This is a genomic window from Flavobacterium xylosi (assembly GCF_042787345.1).
In the GTDB taxonomy this organism is placed as follows: domain Bacteria; phylum Bacteroidota; class Bacteroidia; order Flavobacteriales; family Flavobacteriaceae; genus Flavobacterium; species Flavobacterium xylosi.
Genome location: NZ_JBHZPZ010000010.1, coordinates 89,190 through 107,589, shown reverse-complemented (window position 1 = coordinate 107,589; position 18,400 = coordinate 89,190). Strand labels below are relative to the sequence as shown.

Annotated in this window: 16 protein-coding genes; 13 read left to right on the top strand and 3 right to left on the bottom strand. The window is 32.2% G+C overall.

Features of this window, described 5'->3' with window-relative positions; genetic code table 11:
* Positions 1-112: 112 nt before the first annotated feature.
* The 3 genes from ACFX5E_RS09955 to ACFX5E_RS09945 all read left to right on the top strand — a co-directional run bounded on the left by ACFX5E_RS09955 (position 113) and on the right by ACFX5E_RS09945 (position 2,799).
* A complete protein-coding gene (locus ACFX5E_RS09955) occupies positions 113-346 on the top strand; it encodes a DUF2007 domain-containing protein (protein ID WP_379855046.1) in 234 nt (77 codons plus the stop codon).
* 751 nt (positions 347-1,097) lie between these two features.
* Positions 1,098-1,526, top strand: coding sequence for a ribose 5-phosphate isomerase B (gene rpiB / locus ACFX5E_RS09950; protein WP_379855045.1), 429 nt, complete (start codon positions 1,098-1,100; stop codon positions 1,524-1,526).
* A 130-nt stretch (positions 1,527-1,656) separates the two neighbouring features.
* On the top strand, positions 1,657-2,799 hold the full coding sequence (locus ACFX5E_RS09945) for an ATP-binding protein (protein WP_379855044.1): 1,143 nt from the start codon (positions 1,657-1,659) through the stop codon (positions 2,797-2,799).
* Here the strand turns inward: ACFX5E_RS09945 and ACFX5E_RS09940 are convergent.
* Positions 2,778-3,074: a DUF1294 domain-containing protein gene (locus ACFX5E_RS09940; protein WP_379855043.1), complete on the bottom strand. Its 297-nt coding sequence runs from the start codon at positions 3,072-3,074 to the stop codon at positions 2,778-2,780. The genes ACFX5E_RS09945 and ACFX5E_RS09940 overlap by 22 nt on opposite strands.
* 118 nt (positions 3,075-3,192) lie before the next feature.
* On the opposite strand from ACFX5E_RS09940, the gene ACFX5E_RS09935 reads away from it, so the two are divergent.
* Positions 3,193-5,316, top strand: a complete 2,124-nt coding sequence (locus ACFX5E_RS09935; protein ID WP_379855042.1) for a Tex family protein — start codon at positions 3,193-3,195, stop codon at positions 5,314-5,316.
* A gap of 41 nt (positions 5,317-5,357) precedes the next feature.
* Positions 5,358-7,106: an SWIM zinc finger family protein gene (locus ACFX5E_RS09930; RefSeq protein ID WP_379855041.1), complete on the top strand. Its 1,749-nt coding sequence runs from the start codon at positions 5,358-5,360 to the stop codon at positions 7,104-7,106.
* A gap of 128 nt (positions 7,107-7,234) precedes the next feature.
* On the opposite strand, the gene ACFX5E_RS09925 is transcribed toward ACFX5E_RS09930, so the two are convergent.
* A complete protein-coding gene (locus ACFX5E_RS09925) occupies positions 7,235-7,408 on the bottom strand; it encodes a Sec-independent protein translocase subunit TatA/TatB (protein WP_379855040.1) in 174 nt (57 codons plus the stop codon).
* A 212-nt stretch (positions 7,409-7,620) separates the two neighbouring features.
* On the opposite strand from ACFX5E_RS09925, the gene ACFX5E_RS09920 reads away from it, so the two are divergent.
* The 8 genes from ACFX5E_RS09920 (at position 7,621) to ACFX5E_RS09885 (ending at position 17,178) form a co-directional block, all read left to right on the top strand.
* Entirely contained in the window at positions 7,621-8,142 is a 522-nt protein-coding gene (locus tag ACFX5E_RS09920) for a peptidase (protein WP_379855039.1), read from the top strand.
* Between the two features lie 79 nt (positions 8,143-8,221).
* Positions 8,222-9,706 carry a GH3 family acyl-acid amido synthetase gene (locus ACFX5E_RS09915; protein WP_379855038.1) on the top strand — a complete coding sequence of 495 codons (1,485 nt, stop codon included), beginning with the start codon at positions 8,222-8,224 and terminating at the stop codon, positions 9,704-9,706.
* Between the two features lie 39 nt (positions 9,707-9,745).
* On the top strand, positions 9,746-11,425 hold the full coding sequence (locus tag ACFX5E_RS09910; protein WP_379855037.1) for a DUF6909 family protein: 1,680 nt from the start codon (positions 9,746-9,748) through the stop codon (positions 11,423-11,425).
* A 9-nt stretch (positions 11,426-11,434) separates the two neighbouring features.
* A complete protein-coding gene (locus tag ACFX5E_RS09905; RefSeq protein WP_379855036.1) occupies positions 11,435-12,412 on the top strand; it encodes a hypothetical protein in 978 nt (325 codons plus the stop codon).
* 79 nt (positions 12,413-12,491) lie between these two features.
* Positions 12,492-13,769, top strand: a complete 1,278-nt coding sequence (locus ACFX5E_RS09900) for an MATE family efflux transporter (protein WP_379855081.1) — start codon at positions 12,492-12,494, stop codon at positions 13,767-13,769.
* Between the two features lie 15 nt (positions 13,770-13,784).
* Positions 13,785-14,804, top strand: coding sequence for a glycosyltransferase family 2 protein (locus tag ACFX5E_RS09895; protein WP_379855035.1), 1,020 nt, complete (start codon positions 13,785-13,787; stop codon positions 14,802-14,804).
* Between the two features lie 33 nt (positions 14,805-14,837).
* A complete protein-coding gene (locus tag ACFX5E_RS09890; RefSeq protein ID WP_379855034.1) occupies positions 14,838-15,902 on the top strand; it encodes a hypothetical protein in 1,065 nt (354 codons plus the stop codon).
* A complete protein-coding gene (locus ACFX5E_RS09885; RefSeq protein ID WP_379855033.1) occupies positions 15,874-17,178 on the top strand; it encodes an O-antigen ligase family protein in 1,305 nt (434 codons plus the stop codon). Before ACFX5E_RS09890 ends, ACFX5E_RS09885 begins: the two co-directional genes overlap by 29 nt.
* Here ACFX5E_RS09885 and ACFX5E_RS09880 read toward each other — a convergent pair.
* The gene (locus tag ACFX5E_RS09880; protein WP_379855032.1) at positions 17,147-18,223 is read right to left on the bottom strand and encodes a glycosyltransferase; all 1,077 of its coding nucleotides are present in this window, start codon (positions 18,221-18,223) and stop codon (positions 17,147-17,149) included. The two genes, ACFX5E_RS09885 and ACFX5E_RS09880, sit on opposite strands and share 32 nt — an antisense overlap.
* Positions 18,224-18,400: the final 177 nt, after the last annotated feature.

The window sequence follows — 18,400 nt, the reverse complement described above, 5'->3', positions numbered from 1 at the left end:
TTTCTTATAAGCTATAAAATTACGAAATAGTTGATGGTTATCAATAAATGGTTAACAATTTAAAGAAAATATAACTTTACAGAATAGTTGTATCTTTATAAAAACGATTCAAATGGAAGACTTTCAAACCATTGCTATTTTCAATTATTCTCATGAAATTATTGTTCTAAAACATATTTTAGATCAAGAGGAAATTCATTATTTTTTTGAAAATGAATCTACACTAGCTGTTGCTCCTTTTTATTCTGCAGCTTTGGGTGGAATTAAACTCAAAGTACATCCAAACGATTTTCAAGCGGTACAAGATATCTTAGACGATCTGAATAACAATCTTAGAATTGTTTAATTAATCATAGCGTTTACATTTATAAAACTTGAATTTAAATTTTTTAAAACTTAAATGTTATCAACATATATTAATATAAACAAAAAGAAAAATTAAATTTAAATTATTTTTTGGTTGTTATTATAGCTTGTTAATAATGGCAATAAATATATTTTAAAATGTATTGAAATGAAGTTTTAGGATGTTATATAGAGTTATCAACATACTTATTTTATAGTAAAGGTTTAGTTTTAAAGAGGTTTTAAATTTTAATTAACAATGGTTAATAATGTAAAATGAATAGTTTTTGTAAATAAGTATTTTTTAAATTTTTGTTAATAAACCACTTTTTTATAATGATAACTATTCTAAAAACTCACCAAACAAAATTTGGATTTCTGATGTGGGTTTTGGATTACTTATTTTTTGGTTACAACCCAAAAAAACTTCTAATATTCTATCTAAAGTTATGAACATGTTATGTTAATTTAAAGTTAACTGAATATCAACCGTTTGCGTTTTGCTATTAACAATGTAAAAAATTAACAATTTTATTATATATTTTATATTGATTTACAATCATTTATAGATTTAATAGAATTGTTAATAAGTGCTAATTTATTAATAGTCGGGTAGTTATATAAGCAAAAATATACTATAGTTTTAATGGTTAATTTGGACTGGATTACTGTATTAAAGAAAGCGAAAATTAAATTCAACAAAACTAAATTTCTTTATTTAAATTTGCAGCACACAACTTAATATAGTAAAAATGAAAATCTCCATCGGAAACGATCACGCTGGTCCAGAATACAAAAAGGCAATTGTAGATATGCTTAAAGCAAAAGGACATGAAGTAACTAATTACGGAACTGATTCTGTAGATAGTGTAGATTATCCTGATTTTGCGCATGCTGTTGCAAATGATATTTCGGAAGCAAAAGCTGATTTTGGAATTATTATTTGCGGAAGCGGAAACGGAATCGCTATGGCAGCCAATAAACACGAGAAAGTTCGTGCCGCTTTATGTTGGATGAAAGAAATCGCAACTTTGGCTCGCCAACACAATAATGCTAATATAATAAGTATTCCGGCTCGTTATACTTCGATTCCACAGGCAGTTGAAATGGTAGATACTTTCTTAAATACTGAATTTGAAGGAGGAAGGCACCAAAATAGAGTGGATAAAATTTCTTGTTAAAAATTTTTTATTGACTGAATTAATGTAAATTCAGTCAGTACGTTGATTGAATTTACATTAATTCAGTCAACGTACTGACTGAATTACTATTTTTTGATTATATTTGGTTTAGATTTTTAAATCAAATAGAATGGAAAATTATTTTAAAAGAGCACTATTTCAAGATTTTGGTAAAAAAGTACTTCCTAACAAAGTATTGATTTTACTGGGCGCTCGTCGTGTCGGGAAAACCGAACTAATAAAATATTACCTTCAAACAATTCCTGACGGAGGTTATTTACAACTGAACGGAGAAGATATCAATGACGCTAATTTACTCAAAGAGCGTTCCGTAGCGAATTACAAACGATTATTACACAATATTGATTTACTGGTTATAGACGAAGCACAAACGATTCCGGATATTGGTTTGATTTTAAAACTAATTGTGGATTCTATTGAGGGAATCAAAATAATTGCCACAGGTTCTTCTGTATTTGATTTAAACAATCATCTTGGCGAACCATTAGTAGGACGAAAAAACACTTTATATCTTTTTCCGTTGGCACAAATGGAATATTCGGCACAAGAAAATTACAAACAAACGACAGAAAATTTAGAACAAAGATTATTGTTTGGTGGTTATCCGGAGCTAATTCAATATCCAGAATGGGAAGATAAAAAAGAGTATTTATTTGAAATTATAAATTCGTATCTACTCAAAGATATTTTAGTATTTGAAGGAATAAAACACGCCGATAAAATTTATGATTTGCTGCGTTTGATAGCGTATCAATTAGGGAAAGAAGTTTCGTTACAGGAATTAGCAAATCAGTTGCAAATGTCTAAAAATACAGTTGCAAATTATTTAGATTTACTTTCTAAAGTGTTTATTATTTTTAAAATAGAAGGATTCAGCCGTAATCTTCGAAAGGAAATTGTGAAATCCAGTCGTTGGTATTTTTACGATAATGGCATTAGAAACGGTATCATCAATAATTTCAATCGATTGGATTCCAGAACAGATGTGGGCGATTTATGGGAAAATTACTTGGCAGTAGAACGTATTAAAAAGCAAAATTACCTAAAAATAAAAACCAATAATTATTTCTGGCGAACCTATGATCAGCAAGAACTGGATTGGCTTGAAGAAAAAGGCGATCAACTGGCCGGATTTGAGTTTAAATGGAATGAAAATAAAAAAACAAAAATTCCAACAGCTTTCGCAAAAGCGTATCCGGAAGCTACTTTTGAAGTAATTAGTAAAAGTAATTATTTAGATTTTATAATGTAATTTTCATTTAAAACACCAAAATAAAACAGGGCTCCAATAATTAAAATTTGGATAAATACAATTCTGTAAAACTTAAAAAGATAGTATTTTTTAGAAGTTTTATGACGGAAAATATACATGGCTAATGCCGAACCAATTGTGCCGCCAACAGCCGCAAATGTTAAAAGGGTTTCTTCGGAAATCCTTTTTTTATTCACAATAGCCAATCGTTTATCATAAGCTGTAATTATAAAAGCTAAAATATTCAAGGTCAAAAAACTATATAATAAAGTCATAATTGATATAAATTTGAAGTGAAAAGCTATTATTTTAGCTGAAAATTAATTAGACAATATCATTTTTTCTAATTAAAACTTTTTCAGATTATTACATTTAAAATTATCTAATTACAGGATGACCAATATACAATTTATAGCTAAATATGTTTCGACGGAAGCAATTAATATTCAAAACACGGTTCAATTATTAAAAGAGGATTGTACGATTCCGTTTATTTCCCGCTATCGAAAAGATACAACCGGAAATTTGGATGAAGTTTTTATTGAACAAATTGCCAAATTCCAAAAGGATTACGAGGTGATTGTAAAAAGAAAAGAGGCAATTTTAAAGTCTATTCAGGAACAAAATGCGCTTAGCCCGGAATTAGAAAAAATAATCCAAAATAGTTTCGACTTACAGGAATTGGAAGATTTTTATCTGCCTTATAAAAAGAAGAAAAAAACCAAAGCCGATGTTGCTCGTGAAAACGGATTAGAACCGTTGGCTAAAATCATTATGGCTCAAAATAATGACGATGTTGATTTTATTTCTACCAAATATTTGAATGAAACTGTAATCAATGAAGATGCGGCGCTGCAAGGTGCGCGCGATATTATTGCGGAATGGATTAATGAAAATATTTATGTTCGAAAACAACTACGACGATTGTACGAACGCAAAGCAACCATTACCACCAAAGTAGTTAAAACGAAGAAAGACGATGAAGCAGCACAAAAATTCAGTCAATATTTCGATTGGGCGGAACCGTTGACTAAGGCGCCATCGCACAGATTACTGGCGATACTGCGAGCTGAAAATGAAGGTTTTATTAAGTTTAAAGTAGAAGTAGATATTGATGAAGCCTATGATATTATTGATGCTTTAATTTTAAAAAGTCAAAATAAAACCACACCACACGTTCAATTAGCGATTGAAGACAGTTACAAACGATTGTTGAATCCGGCGATTTCCAATGAAGCTTTGCAGGAAGCCAAGGTTAAGGCTGATGCCAATTCGATTCAGGTTTTTGCGAATAATTTAGGGCAGTTATTATTGGCGCCGCCTTTGGGTGAAAAAAGAATTCTGGCGATTGATCCAGGATTTAGAAGCGGTTGTAAAATCGTTTGTCTGGATGAAAAAGGCGACTTATTGTACAATGAAACGATTTATCCTCATGCACCTCAAAAAGAGGAAGCGATGGCGATGAAAAAAATTCGTTCGATGGTGAATTCGTATAAAATTGACGCGATTTCCATAGGAAACGGTACCGCTTCGCGTGAGACTGAATTTTTTATTAAGAAAATAGCTTTCGATAAACCGGTTCAGGTTTTCATCGTTTCCGAGGCAGGCGCATCAGTGTATTCCGCATCGAAAATTGCAAGAGAGGAATTTCCTAATTATGATGTAACGGTTCGTGGCTCGATTTCTATCGGGAGACGACTTTCTGATCCTTTGGCAGAATTGGTGAAAATTGACCCGAAAGCCATTGGCGTAGGCCAATACCAGCATGATGTGGATCAAAATAAGTTAAAAGAAGAATTAGATAATACTGTCATTCGTTGCGTGAATTCTGTTGGGATAAATATCAACACGGCGAGTAAACATTTGTTGAGTTATGTGAGTGGAATAGGAGAGAAGCTGGCCGAAAATATTGTTCAATATCGTTCTGAAAACGGTCCTTTCACCGATAGAAAGCAACTTAAAAAAGTGCCAAGATTAGGTGAAAAAGCGTACCAACAAGGAGTTGCTTTTATCCGAATTTCGAATGCCAAAAATCCTTTGGATAATTCAGCGGTGCATCCGGAAGCCTACGGAATTGTGGAAAAAATGGCTAAGGATTTGAAATTGACGGTCAATGATTTGATTGGCAACAAAGAAAAAACGACTTTAATAAAGCCAGAAAATTACATCACGCCTGAGATTGGTTTGTTGGGATTGAAAGACATTATCAAAGAATTGGAGAAGCCAGGATTAGATCCAAGAAAATCAGCTAAAGTATTTGAATTTGATCCGAATGTAAAAACCATAAAAGACGTAAAAACTGGAATGATTTTACCCGGAATTGTCAATAACATTACCAATTTTGGTTGTTTTGTGGATATTGGAATAAAAGAAAGCGGCTTGGTTCACATCTCACAACTCAAAGCGGGTTTTGTGAGCGATGTAAACGAAGTGGTGAAACTGCACCAACACGTTGAGGTAAAAGTCACCGAAGTCGATGAAGACAGAAAACGAATTCAGTTGACGATGGTTATTTAAACATTTAAATTATTATAAATCAGAATTTTATAAAAACAAAAATGATGACAATTGAAAATTTTGAAAATCAAATAGAATCTACAATACTAAAAAGAGGGAAAGAATATTTTCTAAAAGGAAATGTTGAATTCTTTGAAGAAATCAAAAAAAATAATTGGGCTGCAGGTGTTGTTGGTACAGATGATTATCAGATAGAAATTCAATTAGGAAGCAAAGGAGAAATAAAATCCTATGAATGTACTTGTCCTTATGATTATAGTGCAGAATGCAAACATATTGTAGCAGTCTTGTATACTATTCTGAAACAAAAAACCACGGAAGTGATACTTGAAAAAATAGTAGAAAAACCATCGAAAGATAAAAAAATGTCTTTTGAGGCATTGCTTGAAAAAATTAGCCTAAAAGAATATCAAGATTTTATAAAACAGTATTCAAAAAAAGATAGAAATTTCAAGGACACATTTGAACTTCATTTTGCAGAAAAAGACAACACTTTTAATTTTGAAAAAAAATATACTGATTTGATTAAAAAAGCTATCAAAAGTCATACCTCAAGAGGGTTTATTGATTATTATGCTTCTAATAAATTAGGCAAAGAGTTGGGCAAATATGGTGCTACTATCCAACAATACCTTACCAACAAAAACTACCGTGATGCTTTTGTGTTATGTAAAGTGCTCGTTCGCGAAGTATGTCCTGTTTTTGAATATTGTGACGACAGTAATGGTTACGTTGCAGGATGTGCAGAAGAAACTTTTACGTTATTGTCGCAACTTATCGAGGCTACGGTTTCACTGGAATTTAAAGAACAGATAGCCCATTTTGTCAAAGAAGAACTGCAGAATCCCATTTATTTCGATTATGGAGATTTTGGCTATACATTAATTGATATGTATGCGGATCTTTCTATAAATATCTACAAGCCAAATGATTTTATAGAATTTATCGATGCCAAAATCCACAAGGCTAAAAGTTATGATTATGATAGAAACTTTTTCATTAAACAGAAAGTACAATTTTTAAGTAAAATTGGTAGAGAAAACGAATTGCAAGAGTTGATCCATCAAAACATTGAAATTTCAGAAATAAGAGCCATTGAAATCAATAATTGTATAGAAGAGGGAGAATATGATAAAGCCAAACAGCTTTTGTCAGAAGGCATAAAAATTGCCGAGAAAAAGCAACATTCTGGAACAGTATATCAATGGGAAAAAGAATTATTGAAGATTGCTGTCTTGCAGAAAGACCTTCCGATGATTTGCTATTTTTCTAGAAAATTCGCATTTGATGGAGGCTTGAATACCACATATTACAACCAATGGAAAAACACCTTTCATAAAGAAAAATGGAAAAAAGTTATCGAAAAAGAGATAGCAACCATTATTAATAAAGTGAATGAAGCAAGTAAAAAGAGTGTTTTGTGTGATGTTCAGCGACTTAATTCTGCTAAGTTGTATCATCTAGCTCCCATTTATATTCAGGAAAATTATTTTGACCGACTATTTGAATTGGTTCAAATAGAGCAAAATTTAGACAATGTGTTAACCTATTATCCTTACTTGAAAAACCAATATTCAACTGAAATGGTTGAAGTTTTGGTTCCTGCACTCGAAAAAGAAGGAGAGCATTCTGAAGGAAGAAGCCAATATAAAAATTTAGTCAAAAAGATGCAATTTCTCATCAAAGATTTTCCAGAATCGAAACAAAAAATACTTGAAGTGGCAAAAAAACTTAAGGTTAAATATCCACGTCGTCCGGCAATGCTCGAAGAACTTAACAAGTTGTTTTAGGGCTGGATGATATTGTAATGAATTCAGGTAAAAGTAACGGAAGTCGATGAAGACAGAAAACGAATTCAGTTGACGATGGTTATTTAAACCATAAAAAAAGGCTTTTCAAATTATGAAAAGCTTTTTTTTTATTTTGTTTCTTCTTCTTTTTTTACTGCGGGTTGTTCGTCTTTAGCAGCGTTTTTGAATTCTTTTATTCCGCTTCCTAGACCTTTCATTAGTTCCGGAATTTTTTTACCTCCGAAAAGTAATAAAACAACTGCCAATATAATAAGGATTTCTGTAACACCTATACTACTCATAATACGATAATTTATGCCGAAGCAAATTTGTAATAAATCTTAGGGCAAAGGTATATAGAATAAATTAATAGGAACTCATTTAAGGCAATTATTTGGTTACAACAACGTTAAAAAATTATTAAAATATATTTACAATTTCGTAATAGGGGTTGAAAGCATTCAAATACTATCAATAACATTAATTGTTTATATTTGTTCAATAATCAAATTAGATGTCCAAGAAAAGACAAAAGCGTAAAATAATTAAGGAAAATCTATTCAATAAAAGACGTTTAATAATTCTAAACGAAGATACTTTTGAAGAGACATTTTCTTTAAAACTCACATTGATGAATGTTTTTGTATTTGTAACTTTGAGTACGATTATTATTATTACGGTTACCACTTTTATCATTGCTTTTACACCTTTGCGTGAATTTATCCCGGGGTATTCCTCTTCGAAACTAAAAAAAGACGCCACCCAATTGGCTATAAAAGCAGATTCTTTGTCATTTGCATTAAAAAAAAATGAAGCTTATATCAAATCGATTCAGAAAGTACTAACCGGTGAATTAGAATATGCCAAATTCAATAAAGATTCGATACTTGCCGCAACCGAAGAAGCTCTATCTCGCGTTAATCTATCCGCTTCAAAAAAGGAAATGGAATTAAGAGCGCAAGTGGCGAAAGAGGAGAAAAACACAAATCCCCTCCCTGCCTCCCCGAAAGGGAGGAGTCGAAACTCAAAACAGTAAAATCAGTTTTTCAGTTGACAACAAAAAATTCGTGCCTTTGCGTCTTCGCGGCAAAAAATCATTAAACCACCAGTAAAAAATGTCAATAAAATCAATCGCTGCAAAATTATTTGCAAAGAAAATATATAAAGAAACACAGGCTTGGGCCAAAAATCCTGTTGCAACCCAAAACAAAGTTTTACAAAAATTAATCAAAGAAGCTAAGGGAACCCAATTTGGCATTGACCATCATTTTGATACAATAAAATCCAGTGCCGATTTTGCAAAAAATGTTCCGGTTCGGGATTATGAAGGGTTGAAAACGTATGTTGACAGAGTAGTTAAAGGCGAGGAAAATGTACTTTGGAAAGGGAAACCGCTTTATTTTGCCAAAACATCGGGAACGACTTCCGGAGCAAAATATATTCCGCTGACCAAGGAATCGATGCCGTATCATATTGAAGCGGCACGAAATGCGATTTTGCATTATATCCATCAAACGGGAAAAGCAGATTTTATTGACGGGAAAATGATTTTCCTTCAGGGAAGCCCAATTCTAGAGGAAAAGTATGGTATAAAACTTGGTAGATTATCTGGAATTGTTGCCCATTTTGTTCCAAAATATCTGCAAAAAAACAGAATGCCTTCTTGGGAAACGAATTGCATCGAAGATTGGGAAACTAAAGTAAATGCGATTGTTGAAGAAACATTCAAAGAAAATATGACGGTGATTTCCGGGATTCCATCTTGGGTGCAAATGTATTTTGAAAAACTGCAGCAAAAAGGAGGGAAGCCAGTAGGTGAAATCTTCAAAAACTTCAATTTATTTATTTACGGCGGTGTTAATTATGAACCGTATCGCGCTAAATTCGAAAATTTAATAGGTCGGAAAGTGGACAGCATTGAACTTTTCCCTGCTTCGGAAGGATTTTTTGCGTACCAGGATTCTCAAAAAGAAAAGGGAATGCTGTTGCTGTTAAATTCGGGAATTTTTTATGAATTTATAAAAAGTGACGAATTTTATAAGGATAAGCCAAGACGTTATACCATTGGCGAAGTGGAATTGCATGTAAACTATGTTTTGATTATTTCCACTAATGCGGGACTTTGGGGATATAATATCGGTGATACCGTCCAGTTTACCAGTTTAAAACCATATCGAATTATAGTATCCGGAAGAATCAAACATTATATTTCGGCTTTTGGCGAACACGTGATTGGCAAGGAAGTAGAAAGCGCCTTACAGGAAGCAATAATTGGGACCACTGTTCGGATTAACGAATTCACTGTTGCGCCTCAAATTACTCCAACGGAAGGACTGCCTTATCATGAATGGTTCATCGAATTTGAAAACGAACCGGAAGACATTACAGCTTTTGCGGAAGCGATAGACAATGCCATGAGAAAACAGAATATGTATTATGACGATTTGATTGTGGGGAATGTATTGCGAAAAGTGGTTGTAACCAAAGTGGCAAAAAACGGGTTTCAGGACTACATGAAATCAATAGGAAAATTAGGAGGACAAAATAAAATCCCAAGACTCTCTAATGACAGGAGTATTGTAGATTTATTAAAACAATAAATAAAAAAACTACATTTACGGGTTAGAAAATAAAAAAGAATGAAAGAAACTAAAAATATATCAAGATCCAGAGCACAAGAATCATCGGCAGCTATTGAAAAAATGTACATCACGATGCGCCATTTATTCAACAGGGGTTTTTATAAACCGATGGGAATTTCTGGGGACACTTTAAGAGAAGCTTTATTGGCGCTACGCCCAGAAATATATGGAAATATTGGCGAAGAAAAAGTGGAATTAAACGGGCTTTTATATGTTATTGAGCGCCTTCCTTTAGGAATTGAAGAATGTCGTTTTATCAATTTAACTTCGGAAGAAGGATATTCTAAATCCCATTTTAAGGCGATTGTTCCACCAAAAAGGCGACGTAATTGCTATCGTATTGACGAGGAACAAATGAATGTGGAAATTACCCGAGGACGTTCGGATATCTATGATATTTTGACGCATTTGACTTTTATTTTTATCGAATCCCATAAAATTAGAAACAGAGTTTTACTGGATGACGCCGGTGAAGTATCGCGCGATTGGTTTAAACTGGAACAAGCGGTTTCCCAAAATAAAAAACTGACGCTTATAGAAAAAGAGAAAGCGATTTCGCATGCGGCGAACATCCTTGGACGAACATTTGAAGATGTTTTAGACATTTACGATGCATTTGGTTCGGCCGCTTCACCGGATCGCTTTTTACACGTTATCTTTTGGTTGGGAAAATTAGCAATAGAAGAAGTTGTTGACGATAACAAAAGAACGATAACATTCAGCCCTATTTTGAGAGAACGTTTAGGACATCATATTCATGGCGAAATATGGGCAACTAATATCAAGGAAGTTTTGAAAGAAAACAATCTTTTAGGCCGTCCGATTCATGTTATCAGTGCCAATATGCACAGCGTAATGAACTCTATTTTTGCAACAGAGGTTTTAAAAACCAAATTTAAAGGCAAATCAGATTTCTTTATTTATGAAGAATTAAGCAAGTCGGGCGCAAACGAAGTTCGCAATCAGGTGGAAGAAGTCGCTTTGAAATGCGGAATGATTTCGCTGCCGGATACCTCTGGAACTAATATTGACGTTCAAATTTTTGATACAGCCAAAATGGAATGGGCTAAAACTTCGTTTCCAAAAGCAAATACAGGCGATAAACAACCGGTATTAATAGTTATGGATTATGCTTTTGGTGAGCAAGCCTATGAAACCATTGATGAATTATTAAAACCCTATAAAAAAGATACTTTATTGAATGTAGAATCAGTTTCTATAATGGGGAAAGCAGGAATTCTGGAAGGCGGAAAAGGAGACATCATGATTCCGAATGCGCATATCAATGAAGGAACGGCGGATAATTATTTTTTCGAAAATGAATTAACGGCTGATATGTTTGAAGGTAACGGTATCTCAGTTTTTGCAGGACCAATGGTAACTGTACTGGGAACATCATTGCAAAACAGGGATTTATTGAAGTTTTTCCATGAGTCGACTTGGGGAATTATCGGACTGGAAATGGAAGGTTCCTATTATCAAAAAGCGATTCAATCTGCTTCCAAAATCAGAAAAAGTGTTCCTCATGATGTCAAGGTACGGTATGCGTATTATGCTTCTGATAATCCTTTGGAAACCGGAAGTACGTTGGCTTCTGGCGGACTGGGAACAACAGGAGTAAAGCCAACCTATTTGATTACCATTAAGATATTGGAACAAATTTTCAACGTAAAATAAAAATATAACATGATTGCAAACTTACCCCAACATAATACCGAGGATCAAGAAATTGATTTAACGCAAATTTCAAAAAAGATAAAAAGCTTTTTTGAAAGAATCAATACATTGCTATTCAAATGCATTCGGTTTTTTATGAAAAATGCCATTATTATTGCCATTTTATTGATTGTTGGGGTAGGTTTAGGAATGTTTTTAGATGAAAATCAAAAAAGATATGACCATCAAATTATAGTTGCGCCAAATTTTAAATCGACAGATTATCTGTATTCGAGAATTGATTTATTAGCTTCAAAAATTGCCGAAAGAGACACGTTTTTTTTAAAATCCATCGGAATCAAAAAACCTTTAGAGGTAATTAAAATTTCAATAGAACCCATTGTTGATGTTTATAAATTGGTAAGTAATAATGAACAAAATTTTGAACTGCTTGAATTGATGGCGCAAAATGGGGATTTAAAAACAGTAGTTAAAGAAACGACCACAAGCAGGAACTATAACTATCATACCATTGTTATTTCGACAACAGGAATAACGAATCAAAATGATATCGTTAAACCGATACTAGACTATGTAAATACGAGCAGTTATTTTGGCGAAGTCCAAAAAATTTCAGTTAATAATATCCAACAAAAAATAAAAGAAAAAGAAGGTATAATTGTTCAAATTGATGGAATATTGAGTGCTTTTTCAAATAGTAACACAACTAATAAAAGTGACAAGCTGATTTATTACAATGAAAATATTCAGTTAAATAACATCATTAAAACAAAAGACTCAATAGTAAATGTATTGGGAACATTGAAAATTGATTTATTCAATTCCAAAAGAATTATTAATGAAAACGCAATAAGTCTCAATATTAAAAATAACAAATCGATAAATGGTAAACGTAAAGTTATATTGCCAATATTATTTATTTCCCTATTTATTTTTATTCGTTTTTTCATGTCATTTTATAGAAAACAATCTCTGAAAGCACAGTAAAAATAGGTGTTTCTTGAATTTAACCGAAATTAAATAGATTATTAGAAATTTGAAAATAATTACGCGCTATCTTCAGAAAATGGAGCAGAACCCATTTATTCTTCAAAGTTTAATTACTTTAGTTTTGAGGGTTTTAGGTGTCCTCATTTTGTTCGGATTTACTTTATTTCTCACCAAAAATTTCACCCCAAAAACAGTCGGACAATATGATTTTGTTCGTTCATTTCTACTAGTAATAGGTAGTATTTGTTTATTGGGATGCGATCAATCGATTTTATATTTTAAAGGAAGATTAAAAAATTCAACTACACTGTATGAATTAAGAAATATTTACATGAAAATGGTAGGGATTGTTTTTACCATGTCAATTATTTTATTTTTGATCGTTTTATGCGTAAATAAAGATTTTGTAAACAGTTTTTTTTCGGATCAAGGAGTTTATCACGTTCTTTTAAAAACTTCAGGAATTTTATTTTTTTATGCAATAACAACCTTAAACATTGAGGTTTTTAGAGCGTTAGACCAGTTATATGTGGCAGAGTTATTTAGGAATACCATTAAGTATATCCCGGTTATTATTGGAGCCATTTTCCTTTATTATTATTACAACGAAACCTATTTGGTCAATGTTTTTCTCTTTGGGTTTGTTGTACTTTCAATACTGACATCGGCGATTCTATTTTACTATTTTGGCACAATAAAGAGCAACAGTTCAGAAGTATTATTTTCGTACAAGAAAATAGTTATTAAGTCGTATCCTATTGCCATAAGCGGGATGGCTTTATTTTTATTGATGAGTTTCGATATTCTGTTTTTAAAAAAATACAGAGACGACGCAACAGTTGCTTTTTATGCTGTGGCGGTGAAATTAATGACAATTCTTTCAATGGTAATTGTTACCGTTAATATCACTGTTTCCACAAAAATTGCCGAATATTGTTCGACTAAAAACAATTTTGAATTGAATAAAATATTGAGAAATAGTTCTCGGTTAATTTTTATTCTGACATTACCAATTGCACTATTGACCTGTTTTTTCTCAGAATATATTTTGGGTTTTTTTGGCAAAGATTATGTTGCCGCAAAGGATGCATTACTTATTTTAATGATTGGCCAAGGAATTTGTTCCGCTTTTGGATCGGCTCCTGTTTATTTGAATATGACCGGAAGGCAGCATGTTTTTCAAGTAATACTTGTAGTCGCGGTGCTTCTTAATTTTGTTTTAAACAGACTTTTAATACCGGAATACGGAATGACGGGAGCGGCGATTGCCTTTGTTGTAAGTTCGTTTTTTTGGAACTTTATTTCGGCAGTGGTTATTTATAAAAAGGACAAAGTAAAAGTGTTTTTGAATTAATTTAAAAAGGCAGCGGTGAATAATCCAAGTGAAAATGTTTTTTTTAGTATCATAGTTCCTGTTTATAATGTAGAGAATTATCTGGAACAATGTATAGACAGTATTTTGTGTCAAACCTACACTAATTTTGAAATTATTATGGTGAATGACGGATCTACTGATTCTTCTTTAAAAATCTGTTCTTCCTATGAAAAAAAAGACCCCAGAAATATAATTATTAGTAAAGAAAACGGTGGGTTATCTGATGCCAGAAATATTGGATTATTAAAAGCAAAAGGGGATTATGTTATTTTTACTGACAGTGATGATTATTGGAAAGGGAACGCGGTTTTAGATGAATTAAACATCTTAATAAAGGAATCGCATGCGGATTTAATAATTCATGAGGAAAGCCGTTTTTTTTCAAAAAATCACGTCAAATGTAAGTACAACCAACAATATATTAATAATAAAAACGGCGACTTTAAGAAAGAAGCAGAACAATTAGTTTATTATGATTTATTTGCCGCTTGTGCATGGGACAAAATAGTGAGAAGAACGATATTAATTGAAAATCAATTGTTCTTCCCGTTGGGAAGAAAATCGGAAGATATGGAATGGTGCAGTAGAGTAATGAACCATATAGATACCTTTGCGATTTACCCAAAATCGTTTTATATCTACAGGCAAGGAAGACTTGGGTCAATCACGCTCCAGACTAGCGAAAGCCACATCATGGATGTATATGAAATGGTGAAAGACGGTTTAAATGGCATCAAAAATGGTGAAAAAAGCTTAAATAAAGCCTTAGAAAATTATTGGGCGTCAATTTATGTAATACTTTTAAAAGACTTCTATATATTGTCTCCAAGCAACAGAAAAGCTATTTGGGATGATTTAGTTTCCTGGAAATACCTGCTTAAAAAAGGGCGAAATATTAAATTAGACAAAGTCATGAAGTTTTATAATTATTTACCTTTTATGATGTTGCCGGCTTTTCTCTATATTTATAGGATATTTAATGTCTTGCAAAAAAAATATAAAACTTTAAGCTAACGAACCATGAATCAATTCCTTTAATTTTTCAGCATGCAAATTAGAATTAAGAAGAGTACGGCAGCTTTTATGGTGTTATTTATTGCCAATTTATTTGTGGCGGTAACAGCATTTTATATATTGCCCAAACGCTTTTTTTATGATTCAGCTATTATTGCACTCGATAAAGGGAAAGAAATAGGGTTTTTGGGTAGTTATCCGCTTACGATATTATTTTATAAAGTAACCGGATTGCGTTATTTACCATTTCCTTTAATTGGCTTGATACAATTTCCCATTCTGGCTTATGTATTATACAAAATTGGAGTGCCAAATAATTTCCACAAACTAAATGTAAAGAACATCCTTGTTTATTTAGGATTTTTTATGATGGCAATTTTTATGTCAATGCCTTCCAAGGAATTCATAACTTATTTATACGTTGCAATTATTGTATTTCTGTATAGGAATGAAAGAATTTCTTATGGAAAATCAATTGCTTTATCGATGTTTCTTTTATTTCTTTTTGGAGTTTTCTATCGACCGTATTTTCTTCTAATGCCCATTATCGCTTTTGTAATGTTTGGCATCAGTTTCATTAATTTCAAAAATAAAACAATTGTCACCCTTTTCTACGGACTGTTAATTGTGGTTTTTTTGTCATTAGGTTATGGGATGTTGAAAGGGCAGTATTTTTCCGAAAGTAGTAGAGAAATTGTAAATACGACCAGGATAAATATTTCGGATGCCAATTCCATGATTGTTTCTCCTGTTAAACCAGACACTTGGTATGGAGAAACTGTAGCCATTGTTTATGGTTTTTTTACGGTTAATGTCCCGTTAAACGGTCTGAAATATATTTTTTCCCCTCAAATTATTGCTTTTATTATTTGGCAACTTTTTTTATTTTATATACTTCTTGTACGTTTCTCAAAATGTTTAAAAGACAGAGAAAAGTATAAATATGAACTTTGGATATTGCTTATTTTGTTTTCCTATTTTATTGTTCAAGGTGTGTTTGAACCCGATTTAGGAACTGCGATTCGTCATAAAATAGGCGTTTTTCCGCTAATTTATTATGCTTTATATTATGAACATTTCAGAAAAGAACTTCAATAAAATTTTCAATATTTTTTTATTTTTGATTGCCAGTACGATGATTTTTCGAAAACCATGTACTGACCTGATTATACTGTTCGCGGTATTTAATTTATTATTTCTAAAAAAATTAAAATTCACTAAAACATCTTTGTTGCTGTCAGCGGTGATTGCTTCGCCATTATTAGTGGAAGTTTTACTTTTCTGGAATAATGATTCGTATCGAATGGGGTTAAAATCTATCGAAAAAAGTGTTTCCTTACTAATCTTTCCGTTGTTTATTTTGGGTAATTATCAACGAGTACAATTTTATAAATTACTTCTGTTTTATAGCTTCGCAACAACGGGGATTATGTTATTTTTCTTTGTTCGGTTTATCGCTGTAGCTCCGGAGTTAATGAATAAATATCTAAACGGAATTGATTTATGGGAAATGGGGTATCAGTTTTCTAATAGTATCGGGATTCATGCACCAGCACTCAATATGCACCTCGCTTTTGTAGCTATTGTTACTCTTTATTTTGTTTTTAATGCCTTTCGCGAAAGAAAAAGTGCAATAATTAAAATCGCCAATTTTACCATTTTTATAATAGCATTTTTCTTTGTTCTTTTTGTGAATACACGAATGGCTTTATTTAATATGCTGATAGGTTTTATTTTGGTTTTTTTCTACGAAGTGATCCCAAAATATAATTTTAAAAAGGTTGTCGGAATATCGGCTGTCGGATTGGTTTTATTGGGCAGTATTTTTTTGCTGTTTGTCTCAAGAAACCCTTATATGAAAGAGAAATACTCCTCAGTGACATTTGCTTATATGGATAAAGTTGGGAAACTTGACGAGATTGAAAATCCAGAAATCAAAGTATTTAATTCATTTGTTACTCGGGCATCCATATGGAAATCTGCCTGGGAACTTTCGTTAAAAAGCTTGCCTTTTGGTGTTGGAGCCTCTGATGGGAAATCGGAATTAATTAAATATTACAAACAAACCAACCAACATTTTTTGGCAAAATATGAATTCCCTACGCACAATCAGTTTCTTGATTTTTTATTGAAATATGGGTTTTTAGGTCCAGTAGTGGTTTTTCTGTACATTTTCACTGTTGGCTATTTGGGTTTTGACTTAAAAAACGCAATAATTATTTCGTTCTTTTTTGTCTTTTTTACGTCTAATCTTACCGACGATTTCCTGCTTCGTTTTGACGGAATTGCCTTCAGTGGTTTGTGGTTTTCTATTTTTGGAAGTTATTGGCTGCAAGAGAAAATTACTGTTGATAAAGAGAAATTAGTTGTTTAAAATTTTTGTTTTTATCATATAAATTATAGCATCGTTCTAATGCTTTTTCTCCAAATATTTTTCGTGTCTTTTCGTCCTTTAGAATTTCGAAATAATTGTCTAGTTCATCTATTTCATTAAAAAGAAACCCAGTTTCATTATGACATACTACATCTTTATTGCCGATTATATTTGTTGCCAAAACAGGTTTTTTCATTGCCATAGCTTCTAAAACAGCAATGGGTAATCCTTCCCAAAGTGAGGTTTGGATGTATATATCAATAGCATTGAGTTCTGTCAATGCATTATCTCTTTCCAGGAACCATCCGGTAATTCGGATATTTGGGGCCGTTATTTGGTGCCTTAATTCGCCGTCACCAATCCAAACAAAATTAAAATCAGGAAATTTTAGCGCAATGGAATTGAAAAGTTTCGGATTTCTTGCAAAAGTAATTCGGCCCACAATCCCAATTGTTAAGACCTCATTTTTATGCTCTGCAATCTTATTATTGACATATTCAATATCGATTCCGTTTCTGACCAAAAAAGATTTCCCTATTGTTTTTGCAATTTCATATTCGGTGTCGCCACAAGCAATTGTTTCGCCTCCAAATAGTTTTTGGAAGCTTTTTTCAATCATCCAATATACTTTTTTATTCCAATTGGAGATGTCTGTTCGAAGAAAAGAATACCCATGAGGAGTATAAAACAGTTTCTTTTTTTTAAATAATAAAAAACAGACAAACCTTCCCAGAACCCCAGCTTTTGAAGAATGGAAATGAATAACATCCGGTTTTAGTTTTCGGAGCGCTGCAGCTAATTCTAATGTTGATTTTAGATCTTTAATTGGCGAAAAATTCCGAACCATACTTAATTCAATAAGCGAAACCACATTTGAAAATTCCTGCTTTATTTTGTCCGAATCAATTTCTTTTCGATTGCCACTATAAATAATCGTTGTGTCGATGGTCTGCTTTATTTCAGGATCTCCAAAAAAAAAGGATAAATCTTTAAAATAAGTATGAACTCCTCCTGCTACGGCTTCAACAACATGAACAACTTTCAAAATAGAAGATTTTTAGTTGCACAAAAATATATAAAATTGAACTAGTAATACCTCTTTTGTGAAATGAAATCTTCCGATAAAATGAAATCTTCCGAAGAAGATTAACAAATAATAATACGATTTATTACTAAAATTTATTGAATCTAAAGCAAGTAAAACACCATAATTTCCTTGATA

What these genes read in the sequence shown, in the direction of transcription:
- ACFX5E_RS09955 (WP_379855046.1), top strand. Translation starts at nt 113, where the DNA reads ATGGAAGACTTTCAAACCATTGCTATTTTCAATTATTCTCATGAAATT.
- rpiB (WP_379855045.1), top strand. Translation starts at nt 1,098, where the DNA reads ATGAAAATCTCCATCGGAAACGATCACGCTGGTCCAGAATACAAAAAG.
- ACFX5E_RS09945 (WP_379855044.1), top strand. Translation starts at nt 1,657, where the DNA reads ATGGAAAATTATTTTAAAAGAGCACTATTTCAAGATTTTGGTAAAAAA.
- ACFX5E_RS09940 (WP_379855043.1), bottom strand. Translation starts at nt 3,074, where the DNA reads ATGACTTTATTATATAGTTTTTTGACCTTGAATATTTTAGCTTTTATA.
- ACFX5E_RS09935 (WP_379855042.1), top strand. Translation starts at nt 3,193, where the DNA reads ATGACCAATATACAATTTATAGCTAAATATGTTTCGACGGAAGCAATT.
- ACFX5E_RS09930 (WP_379855041.1), top strand. Translation starts at nt 5,358, where the DNA reads ATGATGACAATTGAAAATTTTGAAAATCAAATAGAATCTACAATACTA.
- ACFX5E_RS09925 (WP_379855040.1), bottom strand. Translation starts at nt 7,408, where the DNA reads ATGAGTAGTATAGGTGTTACAGAAATCCTTATTATATTGGCAGTTGTT.
- ACFX5E_RS09920 (WP_379855039.1), top strand. Translation starts at nt 7,621, where the DNA reads ATGTCCAAGAAAAGACAAAAGCGTAAAATAATTAAGGAAAATCTATTC.
- ACFX5E_RS09915 (WP_379855038.1), top strand. Translation starts at nt 8,222, where the DNA reads ATGTCAATAAAATCAATCGCTGCAAAATTATTTGCAAAGAAAATATAT.
- ACFX5E_RS09910 (WP_379855037.1), top strand. Translation starts at nt 9,746, where the DNA reads ATGAAAGAAACTAAAAATATATCAAGATCCAGAGCACAAGAATCATCG.
- ACFX5E_RS09905 (WP_379855036.1), top strand. Translation starts at nt 11,435, where the DNA reads ATGATTGCAAACTTACCCCAACATAATACCGAGGATCAAGAAATTGAT.
- ACFX5E_RS09900 (WP_379855081.1), top strand. Translation starts at nt 12,492, where the DNA reads ATGGAGCAGAACCCATTTATTCTTCAAAGTTTAATTACTTTAGTTTTG.
- ACFX5E_RS09890 (WP_379855034.1), top strand. Translation starts at nt 14,838, where the DNA reads ATGCAAATTAGAATTAAGAAGAGTACGGCAGCTTTTATGGTGTTATTT.
- ACFX5E_RS09885 (WP_379855033.1), top strand. Translation starts at nt 15,874, where the DNA reads ATGAACATTTCAGAAAAGAACTTCAATAAAATTTTCAATATTTTTTTA.